This is a genomic window from Arthrobacter livingstonensis, assembly GCF_003219815.1.
Taxonomy (GTDB): Bacteria; Actinomycetota; Actinomycetes; order Actinomycetales; family Micrococcaceae; genus Specibacter; species Specibacter livingstonensis.
This window is the reverse complement of the sequence record NZ_QJVD01000004.1, coordinates 24536-38216: the sequence shown is the minus strand read 5'-3', so window position 1 is coordinate 38216 and position 13681 is coordinate 24536. Positions and strand designations below refer to the sequence as shown.

9 protein-coding genes and 1 pseudogene are annotated in these 13681 nt (G+C 65.7%); all 10 read right to left on the bottom strand.

The features are described from left to right. Window positions 1-192: 192 nt before the first annotated feature. Entirely contained in the window at window positions 193-729 is a 537-nt protein-coding gene (locus CVV68_RS04935; RefSeq protein WP_110499906.1) for a flavin reductase family protein, read from the bottom strand. 220 nt (window positions 730-949) lie between these two features. Continuing rightward, complete coding sequence (soxR, locus tag CVV68_RS04930; RefSeq protein ID WP_110499905.1) at window positions 950-1426, bottom strand: redox-sensitive transcriptional activator SoxR; 477 nt, start codon at window positions 1424-1426, stop codon at window positions 950-952. Window positions 1427-1455: 29 nt separating this feature from the next. Continuing rightward, on the bottom strand, window positions 1456-1992 hold the full coding sequence (locus CVV68_RS04925; RefSeq protein ID WP_245933345.1) for a gluconokinase: 537 nt from the start codon (window positions 1990-1992) through the stop codon (window positions 1456-1458). Window positions 1993-2082: 90 nt separating this feature from the next. Beyond that, window positions 2083-4345, bottom strand: a pseudogene (locus tag CVV68_RS25070) (gluconokinase, GntK/IdnK-type). A gap of 59 nt (window positions 4346-4404) precedes the next feature. Further along, window positions 4405-5634 carry a D-mannonate dehydratase ManD gene (manD, locus tag CVV68_RS04915; RefSeq protein WP_110499903.1) on the bottom strand — a complete coding sequence of 410 codons (1230 nt, stop codon included), beginning with the start codon at window positions 5632-5634 and terminating at the stop codon, window positions 4405-4407. Window positions 5635-5726: 92 nt separating this feature from the next. Beyond that, window positions 5727-7217, bottom strand: a complete 1491-nt coding sequence (gene uidB / locus CVV68_RS04910) for a glucuronide transporter (RefSeq protein ID WP_245933343.1) — start codon at window positions 7215-7217, stop codon at window positions 5727-5729. Window positions 7218-8238: 1021 nt separating this feature from the next. Further along, window positions 8239-9717, bottom strand: coding sequence for a mannitol dehydrogenase family protein (locus tag CVV68_RS04905; RefSeq protein WP_110499902.1), 1479 nt, complete (start codon window positions 9715-9717; stop codon window positions 8239-8241). After that, window positions 9714-11120 (bottom strand): glucuronate isomerase, encoded by a 1407-nt coding sequence (uxaC, locus tag CVV68_RS04900; RefSeq protein ID WP_110499901.1) that lies wholly within the window; start codon window positions 11118-11120, stop codon window positions 9714-9716. Before uxaC ends, CVV68_RS04905 begins: the two co-directional genes overlap by 4 nt. 126 nt (window positions 11121-11246) lie before the next feature. Further along, the gene (locus CVV68_RS04895) at window positions 11247-12299 is read right to left on the bottom strand and encodes a LacI family DNA-binding transcriptional regulator (RefSeq protein WP_110499900.1); all 1053 of its coding nucleotides are present in this window, start codon (window positions 12297-12299) and stop codon (window positions 11247-11249) included. A 105-nt stretch (window positions 12300-12404) separates the two neighbouring features. Then, window positions 12405-13571: a Gfo/Idh/MocA family protein gene (locus CVV68_RS04890; protein WP_110499899.1), complete on the bottom strand. Its 1167-nt coding sequence runs from the start codon at window positions 13569-13571 to the stop codon at window positions 12405-12407. Between the last annotated feature and the right edge of the window lie 110 nt (window positions 13572-13681).

The following is a 13681-nucleotide window of genomic DNA, read 5'->3' as shown; positions in this document are numbered from 1 at the left end:
CCGTCGTGGGCGAGGAAGTGTGGTGGGCTCTTGTGCCGGGTTTGCCGGCTTGTGCACCGTTCGCGCCGGGGCGTGTGTGGACGCCCTGCGAACCGTTGCGCCGGCCCCTAGATTTACTTTCCATAGGATTTTTAGTCTACATGAGCGGCACCGGACCGCCTGGGGAAGCGGGAATTGTTCGCCCGAAGCTTTTCAGCCTTCCGCCAGCACTGTGTGCCCGCCCAGGCCGTGAAAGGCGCGGCGGTGGTAGACCATGGGCGCTCCGGCTGCAACCGGTGCGATGACCTCCACGACGGACGCGGCCACCAGCAGCGAACCGCCTGCGGGCGTGCGGCTGAGAACTTGGCAGCGCAGGGCGTATCCGGCGTGCAGCAGCAGCGGCTCCCCGGTTTCGAGCCGGGTCCACACCATGCCTGCTGTGAAGCGCTCGGTGGCGGGGCTCGCAAAGGCCCTGGCCAGCCCGACGTCGGCCGTGGTGAGCAGGTGCACCACGAGCGAATCGGCGACGGCGATGGCCGCGGCGGAGCCGGACTGGGAGGCAAGCGAAAATGCCAGGATGGCCGGTTCAGCGGAGACGGAGGCGACGGAAGAGGCAGTGATGCCGACCGGCCCGGTGCCGATGTCCGCGGTAATGATGGACACTCCCGCGGGATGCCCGCCAAACGCCGCCTTGAAGGCCGCGGCGCCCGTGCTTTCAGCGACCGTGCTGGTGTCCGGCTGGGCCGTCATGACAAGTTCCTTCCGGTTCCCTATCGGGCGGGCCGCAAACACTGCGGGCCACGTACAACAATAAAACCTCAACCATGGTTCAGGTCAAATCGGCACCCACGCCGGCTGACCCGCAATAGTCCCCGCCCGCCCCCACCTCGTTCCCCGGTCGTGGCCCCTCGCGAGCGTGGGCCCCTTCGAAAAAGCATGCTTTTGGGGCATTTTTCGACCGCAAATGCGGTCAGACGGTTGGGCCGGGACCGTCAAAGGCGCGGGCGCCGGGACCCTGCCCGGCCACCAGGTCGGACGGATTGACAAAGCCGCACTCCTCCAGCGACAGGCAGCCGCAGCCAATGCAGCCACCCAGGCTGCCGCGCAGCTTTTCCAGGGCATTGATGCGCGCGTCCAGTTCGCCCCGCCAGTGCGCTGAAAGCCGCTGCCAGTCGTCCCGGGTGGGCACGGCGTCGGTGGGCAGCTCGACAAAGGATTCCGCCACCAGCGCCAGCGGTATGCCCGCACGCTGGGCGGCCCGGATCACTGCCACGCGCCGCAACACGGAGCGGGCGTAGCGGCGCTGGTTGCCGGCCGTGCGGGTGCTGGCGATGAGTCCGCGCCGCTCGTAAAAGTGGAGTGCTGACACGGTGACCGCGCTGCGTTCGGCAAGCTGGCCCACGCTCAGCTGTTCGGTCGCGCGGGGTCCAGGGTCGTCGTCGTTCATCTAGGGCCGTTCATCAAGGAAGCACGGACCTACTGACCGGAGACGCGCCGGATTCCGGCCACCGCCTCGGCCAAAAGGTCGTTGATACCGGCCGAGATGTCGATGATGACGGCGCGCTCGTCCCCGCCCAGCGGTTCCAGCGCGGCGAGCTGGGAGGCGAGCAGGGCCGGCGGCATGAAGTGCCCGGAGCGGCCTTCCAGCCGGGAGCTGAGCACCTCAAGGGAGCCGTCAAGGTGCAGGAAAATCGTGTCCGGTGCCTTGGACCGGATGGCGTCTCGGTATTTGCGCTTAAGCGCCGAACAGGCTATGACGATCCCGGCGGCGGTGGTGTTGGCCAGTTCGTTGCCGACAATTTCCAGCCAGGGCCAGCGGTCCTCGTCGTTAAGCGGGGTGCCGGCGGCCATCTTGCTGATGTTGGCCATGGGGTGCAGGGAGTCGCCATCCAGGAACGGGATGTCCATGGCGTCGGCCACGAGCGCCCCGATGGTGCTTTTGCCGGAGCCAGAGACCCCCATGACGACGACGCGGGTGATGGCGGGGGTGGTGGTGTCATTCGGGGTGTGCACGGGCGTTTCCATACTCTCCTGTATATCAAAGCCTGGGCCGGGGCGCCCCATCGGGCTGCCCCGCCCGGGGCTTGGGTCTGCCATGTGACTTTAGAGCCGGGTGTCGAAGGAATCGCAGAAGACGTTCTCATTGAACGTGCCCTGGAATTCCGAGAGTCCCTGGATCTTCTCCACCGTGGCACGGATGGCCTCCCTGGTGGCCGCATGGGCGTGGATGGCCGTCTTGACCATGGGCACGTCGATGAGGTGGTTGGGCTGGTTCAACGATACAAACACGGTGGGGACCTCGGTGACGTACCACGGGATTTCCGCGGCCATCGGAGTGGACCACTTGATCCGGATCGCCGCTTCCTGGGCGAAGCCCTTCACGTTGGCAACCACCAGTGCGGCGTCATACTTCCCGGAGTAATCGGCCGTGGCTTCATCGGAGATGACGGACATGAAGTTCACGCCCTCCTCCCCCGCTGCCCTGCGCTGATCGGCGGTCTTGAAGATGTGCACCTCAAAGCCCACACTTTCGAGCTCCTCGGCCACCACATCCAGGTACCCAAACGGGTCCGCCAGGGTGAAGTCGGAACCGCTTGTGCGTGGCCGGGGTGATGGGCAGGTTGCGGGCCGTGTCCTTGACGAGGGTGACGGTCTTGTCCGCAATTGCACCGGCAATGGCCAGGTGTTCGGCGCGGCCGATTGCGGCCAACGCCCCCACGGGCGGGACCAGGGAGTCCCTGTCCTTCACATGCAGACCCAGCGAAGCCTTCAAGGCCAGAATGCGGCGCAGCGCATCCGTCAGGCGCTCATCGGTGATGACGCCGTTGCGGTAACCGTCCAGCATGAAACCAAAATCTTCGGCAGGGTTGCGGAAGAACAGGAACATGTCGCAGCCTGCCGCGATGGCAGCAGGCACCAGGTCGCGGCGGCGCATGGCCGCGGTCATGCCGATCATCTGGGAAGCGTCGGTCAGGACCAGGCCGTTGAAGCCGAGTTCGCCGCGCAGCAGGTCCCCGAGCAGCTCCGGCGCCAAGGTGGCGGGGCGCACGTCGGCGTCCGCGAGCCCGGGCACGAAGCGCCGCGAAAGTTCCGGCGCCCCGATGTGCCCGGCCATGATGGACTGCACGCCATGGCCGATCATTTCCCGGTACACGTGGCCGTACGTCTTGTTCCAGTCCTCATATCCGAGGGTGTTGTAGGAGGAGACCACGTGCTGGTCGCGTTCGTCGATCCCGTCGCCCGGGAAGTGCTTCATGGCGCAGGCGGTGGGCGACTCGCTGATGCCGTCGAAGTATTCCTTGGCCCGCTCCACCACCACCTCGGGAGTGTTGCCGAAGGACCGCGTGGAGATCACGGTGTTGCGCCAGTTGTAGTGGATGTCCACTATCGGCGCGAACGCCCAGTTGCAGCCCAGCGCCGCGGTTTCGATGCCTGCCACCTGCCCCATTTTGCGGGCAATGGATTTGTCGGGGTGGGAGCCGGCCTGCAGATGGGTGGAGACGAACGTTCCGTCGTCGCAGCTGCCGGCTCCGCCCATTTCGGGGTTGGACGCCACCAGCAGGGGGATCTTCGTTTTGGACTGGGCGTAGCGGATATGTTCCTGTACCGCCCCGGACGGGCCCGGCCGGTAGCGCATGCCGCCCACGTGATAGTTTTCCAGGACGCCGTCCAGATACCCCGGGGTGAAGTCGTTGTTGTGGTTGATGAACAGCTGGCCGATCTTTTCCTCCAGCGTCATCGACCCAATGGTCGACTCCACCCAGGCCACGGCGGCGTCGTCCAGGTTGAACGGCGCGGCCCGCATGTCAACTTCGTAAGTCATTGCTTCTCCAGGTGCTTGCTTGAATGCTTTGTGTTAGGCGCGCTGGGTTTCGACGGCGCTGTGGTTTTCGACGGCGCTGCAAAGACGTGCGACGGCGTCGCCCACCTCTGCGGGGACCGGCACCGAAATGTCCAGCACCACGGAGGCCTCATCCGCGCCGAGCGGTTCCAGGGTGGCCAACTGGGATTCGAGCAGTGCCGCCGGCATGACGTGGCCGGAGCGCCCCTCGAGCCGGGATCCGAGTATCTCCCTGCTCCCGGCCAGGTGCAGGAATACCGCATCCGGAGCCTGTGTGCGGATGGCGTCCCGGTAGCTGCGCTTGAGGGCCGAACATGCCACCACGAGCCCGTTGCCCGAGCCGGCCAGCTCACGGCCCACCGTTTCCAGCCAAGGCCGGCGGTCGCCGTCGTTCAGCGGGTTTCCGGCCGCCATTTTGGCAATGTTTTTCACCGGGTGCAGCGAGTCCCCGTCCGTGAACGGCAGGCCGAGCTCGTGCGCCACGAGGGCGCCGACCGTCGTCTTGCCGCAGCCGGAGACCCCCATCACCACGATGTGTTTCGGTGCTTTTGTGGAAGGCGCCACAGCAGCGGTTAGCGCGTCGGTCACCAGTCGTGCACCGTGCCGTCAACGAGGCGGTTGTACGGCAGGTAGGCCTGCTGATACGGGAACGCCTTGGCGGCCTCCTCGTTGAACTCGACTCCGATGCCGGGGTTCTCCCCCGGGTGCAGGTAGCCGTCCTTGAAGGTCATGGACTGCTGGAACACCTCGTTGGTCGCATCAGAATGCGGCATGTATTCCTGGATGCCGTAGTTGTGGATGGCCAGCCCCACGTGCAGTTGCGCGGCAAAGCCGATCGGAGAGATGTCGGTGGGGCCGTGGAAGCCGGACTTGATCTGGTACTGGGCGGCGAAGTCCATGACCTTCTTCAACGGAGAGATGCCGCCGAAGTGGGTTGAAGCAGCACGCACGTAGTCGATCAGCTGTTCCTTGATGATGGTCTGGAAATCGTAGACCGTGTTGAAGATTTCACCGATGGCCAGCGGGGTGGTGGTGTGCGAACGGACCAGGCGCAGCGCCTCCTGGTTTTCGGCCGGTGTGCAGTCCTCCAGCCAGAAGAGGTCGTACGGCTCCAGGGCCTTGCCGAGCTTGGCGGCCTGGATGGGCGTCATGCGGTGGTGGCCGTCGTGCAGCAGCGGCAGCTCGGGGCCGAACTCGTTGCGGACCGCCTCAAAGACGGTGGGCAGGTGGCGCAGGTAGGCGCGGGTGTCCCAGTCTTCTTCCTGCGGGTAGGCACCGCGACCGGCGGGCTCGTAGTCGTAGCGCTCGCCCGAGGCCTGGGCCTGGGCGGCAACGCCGTAGACGGCCTTGATGCCGGGGATCGCGGTCTGGATGCGCACCGACTTGTAACCAAGTTCCAGGTGCTCGCGGACGGAGTCGAAGAGCTGCGGGATGTCCGTGCCGGAGGCATGGCCGTAGGCGCGCAGGCCGTTGCGGGAGGCACCGCCGAGCAGCTGGTAGACGGGCATGTTGGCAATTTTGCCCTTGATGTCCCACAGTGCCATGTCGACGGCGGCAATGGCGGCCATGGTGACCGGGCCGCGACGCCAGTAGGAGCTGCGGTAGATGAACTGCCAGGTGTCCTCGATGCGCTGCGGGTCGCGGCCGATGAGCAGCTGCGCCACGTGCTCCTTGAGGTAGGCGGCCACGGCCAGTTCGCGCCCGTTCAGCGTAGCGTCGCCGATGCCTACCACGCCTTCGTCAGTGGTGACCTTCAAGGTCACGAAGTTGCGGCTGGGGCTGGTGACAAATACTTCTGCGGAAACAATTTTCACGAAGAGTTCCTTCCGGAGGGGCTGGTGTGATGGGTACGGTTCAGGGGAAAGGCTGGGAGGGGGCCGGCGCTGGCGGTCAGGCCGGCCCCGGGTCACTGGCCGGCGGAGCCGCCGTCGGTGGGGTCGGCGTCGGTGGTGCCGGTGGTTCCGGTCGAGCCGCCATCGACGGCATTTTGGCGGGAGGTGTTGATGCGGATGAGGCGGCGTTCGCTGATCTCGTGGACAATTTGCTTGTGCTTGGCGTCCGTCAAGGGGTAGATGACCATGACGACCATTGCCAGCACGGCGAAGACCAGCGGCAGCACGCCGGCTCCTGCGCGGATGCCCAGCAGTGCATGGTCGCTTTGCTGGGTGGCACCAGCGGTGTAGCCGCCCCAGGCGAGCGCAAAGGCGGCAAGTGCGCCGCCAACGGCCTGGCCGGTCTTGCGGGTGAAGGAGAATAGCGCGTAAGTAATTCCTTCCGTGCGGATGCCCGTCTTCCACTCACCGTACTCCACGGTGTCGGCTTCGAGGGCCCAGACCAGCATACTGACCAGCAGGATGCCGACTTGGGTGATCAGCACGCCGGTGAAGGCGAGCCACACCGTAGAGGCAGGGGCGACGAACACGACCAGGCCTCCGATGGCCATCAGCACTGCGGCGCCCAGGTAGATGTGCTTCTTTCCGAAGGCCCGGACCAGCCGGGGCAGGATGGCGGCCATGCCAAAGGTCAGCACAATGTTGATGATGGACATGACCGCGTAGAGCTCCAGGGAGTGCAGCACGTCGCGGAAGTAGTAGATCTGCACCGTGCCGACGGCCAGCTGGCCGGTCAGGAACAGGCAGGAGCTGATGCACAGCAGCAGGAGCGGCTTGTTGCCCTTCAGGGTCGCGAAGCTTTGCTTGATGGAGACCTTGGCAACCTCGCGGACCACCCGCTCCTTGGTGGTGAACACCGTGAACATGTACAGGGCAGTTCCGACGACGGCAAAGATGATCGTCATCGTGGTGAACAGCGGCTGGAGAGTGGCTCCGTCCTTCATGAGCGGGGCGATGAAGATTCCCAGGAAGGAGCCGACGGCGACGGCGCCGATGGTGCGGGCACTGGCCAGCTTGGCACGCTCGCCTGAATTCTGGGTCATGGCCCCGGCCAGTGAGCCGTAGGGGATGTTCACGAAGCTGTAGGCCAGGCCCAGGAGTGCATAGCTGACGTAGGCCCAAAGCAGCATGCCGGACTGGCCGATCTGCGGGATGGAGAACGTGGCGACGCTGAGCAGCAGCAACGGCATCGAACCGAACATGATGAACGGGCGGAACTTGCCAAGTTTTTTGTGGTAGGTCTTGTCCACGAAGCGTCCGGCAAGGACGTCGGAGAACGCATCAAAGATGCGCACCACCAGCAGCAATGTCCCGGCGGCGGCGGCGCTGATGCCGGCCACATCCGTGTAGTACAGCAGCAGGAACATGGTGGCCGTGGTGAACGCCAGGTTATTGGCCGCATCCCCGGCGCCGTAGCCGAAGATGCTCATCTTGGGCAGCGGGCCCATGGGCTTTGCGGCCGTGGCGGGTGCCCCGTCAGTTCGTTGTGTTGCAGTCATGGTCATCTCTTGGGCTCCTTTACCCGTCCCCGCCGCTTGTAAGCTGCAGCGGACAATTCACGACGCCGGTCCCCCCTTGGCCCTTCGGTGGACCACTGCGGGGGATAACCCCGTTCGGGGATTCCCGCCGCAGACTGTAAAACCGGCATGTGAGCTGTATTACGATCCAGTTAACCAGTTTCGACAACATTTGGCAACCGATTGCCAATAGTTTCTTTAACCTCTTCCCTTAACCTCATAATTCCGGCTGTCGCGTATCAGCGTGGCTGACACCCGAAGGGGCTGCCGAACGGGAAAGATCGTCGCACGCCGCTAGTTCGAGCTACTCCCCACGCCCTCCCACCACTCTCAAGCTCGCGGCGGGTCCCCCGGACGCGTGGGCCCACCCACGGACTCCCACCACTCTCAAGCTCGCGGCGGGTCCCCCGGACGCGTCATTATCTCGAAGTGGCTGATCCATGTCCCTGACATGATGGCGCCGGTCCGGCATCGTTCCACTCCCATTGGGCGCTGGATCCGGCCCGGAAAACGATCAGACGCCGGTCTTTTTGGGTGCGGGGGTAGTTGTGGTCATTCGCCCCCGGTGCGCGCGGGCGAATGGCAGTAGCCACCTCCGCAACTACCAGGAGTGTCCGCAACGGCATGGAATGACCACAACGCCCCCCTGCCCGACACCCTGACGACATCAGGCAACACCCACCAGGCGACGAGCCCGCCAACCGAGGCCAAGCAAAACACTCACATCACGCCAGACACATGGGCAGCCACTTATCTCGAACCTCTGCTCAAGCTGTCATTATCTCCAACCTCAACTGCTCACGCTGTCATTATCTCCAACCTCACCGGGGTGAGGGATGTTCAGCTCTAGACGAAGCTTGCGCTGCGGCGTCAATGACGGGAATGGCAGAGGCAGAGCCACCGGCCAGCTTGTTGCCCACGACGGACAAAGCTCGCCCAAGGGACCTGGTCTGGCCCCGAGGACGGGTGACGCCGGTCGGCCTGGCCCAGGTTCCTGGGGGCTTGGGGGTCAGGCCGGGGCGGGAAGCCCGTCCATCTGGGCGGCCACGGCCGCAATGGCAGCGTCGTCGGCAGCCAGCCCACCGTCCAGAATCCCCAGCAGCGCCCGAAGGTCCTGCCCGTCGGGCAGTTCCAGGGCTGCGTTCAGCTCGGCTGCCGCGGAGTCTGAGACGGTTGCGCCGGACTTGTGCCCCTCCCGTAGGAACGCCACCCACGCCGCGATCATCCGGGCCACGCCGGCGCCCGAACGCCCCGCGGACAGCTCGGCTGTCAGGACGGGGACGGCACGCATGCGCAGCTTGCTGGAGCCGTCCATGGCGATCTGGGCGAGGTGATGGGCGATCCGGGCATTGCTGAAGCGCGCCAGCAGGGCGGCGCGATAGGCGGGAATCCCCAGCCCGTCGGCCGGGAGGTTGGCCTCGGCCTCGTCCCAAAATTCCTTGATCCAGGCCGCACAGGCGGGATCCGCCAGGGCCTGCGCCACGGTGGCGTGTCCGCGGAGCTGTCCTGCATACGCCAGCAGGGAGTGTGCGCCGTTGAGCAGCCACAGCTTGCGGTTCTCAAAATGCTCAATCTCGTCCACGAACACGGCGCCGGCGCTGGCCCAGTCCGGCCGGCCGGCTGGAAATTCGCCGGAGAGCACCCAGTCGCTGAAGGGTTCGGTCACCACTGGCGAGGAGTCGGCATAGCCGCATTCCGCCGCCACCAGTGCAATTTCCGCCTCGGTGGTACGCGGGGTGATCCGGTCGACGGAGGTGCCCACGAAGCTGACGTTTTCGGCGATCCAGGCTCCCAACCCGGGGTTGGCGACGTCGGCTAAGCCACCGATGGCCGCCCGGGCGGCAGCGCCGTTGTGGGCCAGGTTGTCACAGGAGACGACGGCGAGGGGCCCGGCCCCGGCGTCGCGCCGGGCCGCAAGGGCCTGGACCAGGCGTCCCGCTGCCGTGGAGACAGCCGGCGCGCGGCTGGCGGCCGTGGAAGCGGCTGGTGTGGAGGCGGCACGTGGGGCGGCAGGGCCAGGTGGGGTCCCGGCGTCGGACACGTCCTTCGTCCCGGCCGGCCGGAGAATGCCAATGTCCGCTTGGACGGCGGGGTTGGCGGTGTCCAGCGTTCCGTCCGCGGCAAGGTTGTAGGCGGCCTCGGTGATGGTCAGGGTGACCAGCGCCGTGGCGGGCGCCGCCACGAGGCGGCACAGCGCGGCGCCGTCGGCGCCGTCGTGGGCTTCGACGATGCTCGTCACGAGCTCAAAGCGGTCGCCCTCCCCGCCGCGCTCAATCAAGGTGAAGAGGCCGTCCTGGGCGGCCAGCGCGACGGCAGCGTCGGGCCGGCGGCCCGTAAAGGCGGCAATCCCCCACTGCGCTCCGTCGCTGGCATGCTGGGTGTACCAGGCCTGGTGAGTGCGGTGGAAGGCCCCCAGCCCCAGGTGGACAATGCGCACTGGCGCCGCCGGTGCGGCGTTTGCGGTGCGTCGGTTCAGTTTGGCGGTCACAGCTTGAAGGCCCTTCGGGGTGCGGCATCGACGATGTCGACGATGATTTCGTGGGCGCGGGCCTCGCTGACGCGGCTTTCGGCCACCAGCCGGGCCAGGAAGCTCGCCTCGATGCGGCGCGAGGTGTTGTGGCGTGCCGGGATGGAGCAGAACGCACGGGTGTCGTCGATGAAGCCGGAGGACCGGGAGAATCCGGCCGTTTCCGTGACCGCGGACCGGAAGCGCAGCATGGCGTCCGGCGCATCCAGGAACCACCACGGAGCGCCGATGTACACCGAGGGGTAAAAACCGGCCAGGGGCGCGATTTCACGGGAGAACACGGTCTCGTCGATCGTGAACGGAATGAAGTGGAAGCCCTGCGCCGTGCCAAAGTCCTCCAGCATGGGGCGCAGCGCCTCGGTGTAGCTGACGGCGAACGGGATGTCGTGGCCGGTGTCGGCGCCGAACCTGTTGAACGATTCCGTATGGTGGTTGCGGAACACGCCGGGGTGAATGGTCATGACCAGGCCGTCTTCCACGGACATGCGCGCCATCTGGTACGTCATGTGGGCCTCGAAGACGTCGGCGTCGGCGGCCGTGGCCTCGCCGCGGCACGCCTTGTCAAACAGGGTGGCGGCCGTGACGGCATCCAGGCGCAGCGTCTGTGCGGTGCGTACGCCATGGTCGGCGGAGACGGCACCGTGCTCCACAAAGTACCGGCGTCGGTTTTCCAGTGCGCGGATGTAACCCGCGTAGCCGGCCATGCCGTCGCCGGCCACCGCGATCAGCTTTTCCACGCGCCCGGCCCAGCCAGCAGCGGCGAACTTGATGTAGGCATCGGGGCGGAACGTGGGCAGCACGCGGCCGGTGAATGTGGGGTCCTTGGCAATTGCCGCGTGCGGGGCAAGGTCGTCCAGCGGATCGTCCGTGGTGGCCAGGACCTCGATGTTGAAGTTTTTGAACAGCTGGCGGGGACGGAAGGCCGGGCTTTGCAGCTTGGCGTCCAGCTCGTCGAAGAGGGCGTCGGCGTTTTCCTCGTTCACTTCCTTGGACAGGCCAAAGACGTGCTGAAAGGAGTCGCGCATCCAGTAGCCGGAGGCGGTGCCGTCAAAAAGCGGCCATGCCTTGGCAAATTCACGCCAGGTGTCCCTGGGTTCCACTGCCGTGGCGCCACCCATGCGCAGGCGTTCCAGGGGCACGCCGCTGGCGTGGATCAGGCGGGTGACGTAGTGGTCCGGGCTGACCAGCAACGTTGCGGGGTCGGGAAACGGGGTGTCCAGTTCCAGCATGGCCGCGTCAACGTGGCCGTGCGGCGAGATGATGGGCAGGTCTTCAACCCTGGCCAGCAGTTCGCGGGCAATGCTGCGGGTGCCGGGATCGGCGGGCAGCAGGCGGTCCGGGTTGGCTGCGGGCGGCGGCGACACGTCTACTACTGCCTGAGTACGGGTGGCAACGCGTGAGGGAAAATGTGACATAGCTCAATCGTCCATGCAATGCATTCCCTTTGTCAACCGGTTGCCAATCAATTGCCAAGGCCGGTTTTGCGCCTTTCAGGCGCCTTTCGCGCGCCCTGTGGAACCCCGCAGCACCAGTTCCGTGGGAGGCGCCGGAGGCTCCTGCCCGGCATCGACCTGGTCCACGGCGTCCAGAACGCGCCGGAAGGCGGACACGCCAAGTTCATGAAGCGGGGACTTGATGGTTGACAGCGGCGGGGTGGTGAAGTCGGAACCAAAGATGTTGTCAAAGCCGAGGATGCTCAGCTCTTCCGGAATCGTCAGCCCAGCCGATTGGAGCTCCCGCATCAGGCCGATCGCCATGAGGTCGTTGTAGCAAAACACGGCGGTCGCCGCTCCCGCCCGGACTCCCGCGGCCGCACGTCGTCCGCCGTCGACCGTTGGCGGCAGGGAGGCAACAACTGTGGCCTGCATTCCGTGCCAGTCGCACCGGGCCTTGATGCTTTCCCAGCGCCGCTGCGACATCCAGGACCGTTCCGGGCCCGCCACGTAGGAAATTGCGGTGTGGCCCATGGCGGCAAGGTGGCGGACGGCGTCGGTTACCCCGACCTCCGTGTCCGCCACAACGGAGGCTACACCGGCAACACTGCGGTTGATCACCACGACGGGCTTTTTCGAAGCCAGTAGGCCAATTTCCTCATCGGAAAGGCGCGGGCTGGCCAGAATGAGCCCGTCCACGGTCGCCAGCATGCGCCGGGCGGCCGTCAATTCCAGCTCCGCCGACTCCGCGGATTCGGCCAGCATCAGCGTGTAGTCGCGCCCGGAGGCCGCTGTTTCAGCACCGCGGATCACCTCAAAATAGGCCGGGTTGGTGATGTCGGAGACAATCAAGCCAACGGTCTGGGTGCGTCCCGTGGGCAGCGCGCGGGCAAAAACGTTGACCTGGTAATTCAATTCCTGCGCCGCATCAGTGATCTTTTGGGCGGTTTTGGCGCTCACGCGCCCCGGCTTGCTCAGCGCACGGGACACCGTTGACGGATTGACGCCGGCCAGGACGGCAATGTCATAGATGGTCGGGGCCGATTTCGCAGTCCCCGGGCGTGCGGCAGCCCGTCCTGCATCGCCGCCTGCCTTGGTGGTGTCAGTCACGCCGAAGTCCTTCGCAATTGGTTGCCAGCTGCCAGCTTAACGCACGGCCGGCCGACACCATGGAAACGGCGGTGCCGGCCGGCCGTGCGTGGCGCCCCGCAGGGATTATTTCCGCTCGGCGTACTTGCCCTCGTCGCGGATGTGCTCGTTGAGGAGCCCCAGGAATTCGTCCTCGTCGAAGTCGAGGCCCACTTCCCCGCCCTTCCAGCTGGAGAGGTGGATGGCGTTCGCCAGGCGGACGCCGTTGATGCCGTCGGAGCCCGGGGCCAGCAGCGGCGTGCCGTCCAGGATGTTGGCGGCAAAGTTTTCCAGTACGCCTGCGTGCTGGGCCCCCCACACGGAATCAAACTCCACGGTCTCGGTGGTCAGGTAGTCGTCCATGTTCAGCTGGCCCATGAAGAGCTTGCGCACGTCCTCCATGCCCATGCTTTCGCTGATTTCGCGTTCCTTCTTTTTCATCCGCGTCACAGTGGCGGTCTTACTGCCTTCCACGACGATCTTGCCCTGGTCGCCGAGGATCTCGAAGCGGTCGGTGCCCACCATGTCGTGGGTGGCCGTGACGAAGGTTCCGGTGGCGCCGTTGCCGTAGTCGACGACGGCGGTGACCTCGTCTTCCACGGCGATGTCGCGGCGGAATCCGTACGACACCTTGGCGAACACAGACTTCGGGACGCCGCAGATCCACTGCCAGAGGTCCAGCTGGTGCGGGGCCTGGTTGACCAGGACTCCCCCGCCTTCGCCGCCCCAGGTGGCGCGCCACTCGCTGGAGTTGTAGTAGCCCTGCGGCCGCCACCAGGTGGTGATGATCCAGTTGGTGCGCAGGATGCTGCCGATCTCGCCGTTGTCCACGATCTCCTTCAGGCGCTGGTACAGCGGGTTGTTGCGCTGGTTGAACATGATGGCAAAGGAGAGCTCCGGCTTGCTCGCGGCAAACTCGTTGAGTTCCTTAACCTGCTTGGTGTACACGCCCGCGGGCTTTTCCACGAGGGCGTGGATATTGCGGCTGAGTGCGGCGATGCCAATTTCCGGGTGCAGGTAGTGTGGGACGCAGGTGACCACGGCGTCGATGTCACCGCTGTCCAGCATGGCGGTGTAGTCGTCGTACACCTTGACACCGGGGTAGGTGGCCGCCGCCAGTTCACGCTTGGCGGGGTCCGTGTCGGTGATGGCGCCGATCTCCATATTGGGCACCAGGCCATCGGTGATGAACTTGGCGTACATGCCGCCCTGCTGGCCGAGGCCGATGATGCCGAGGCGTACTTTCTTGCTCACTGTGATCTTTTCCTTTGCGTTGCGTTTAGCGGATACGGCGGGAGCGGGTGCTGGGCCCACTCCCGCGAGGGGGCCCCGGTGCGAGGCACGAGGCTGGGGAGCGGGTGGGG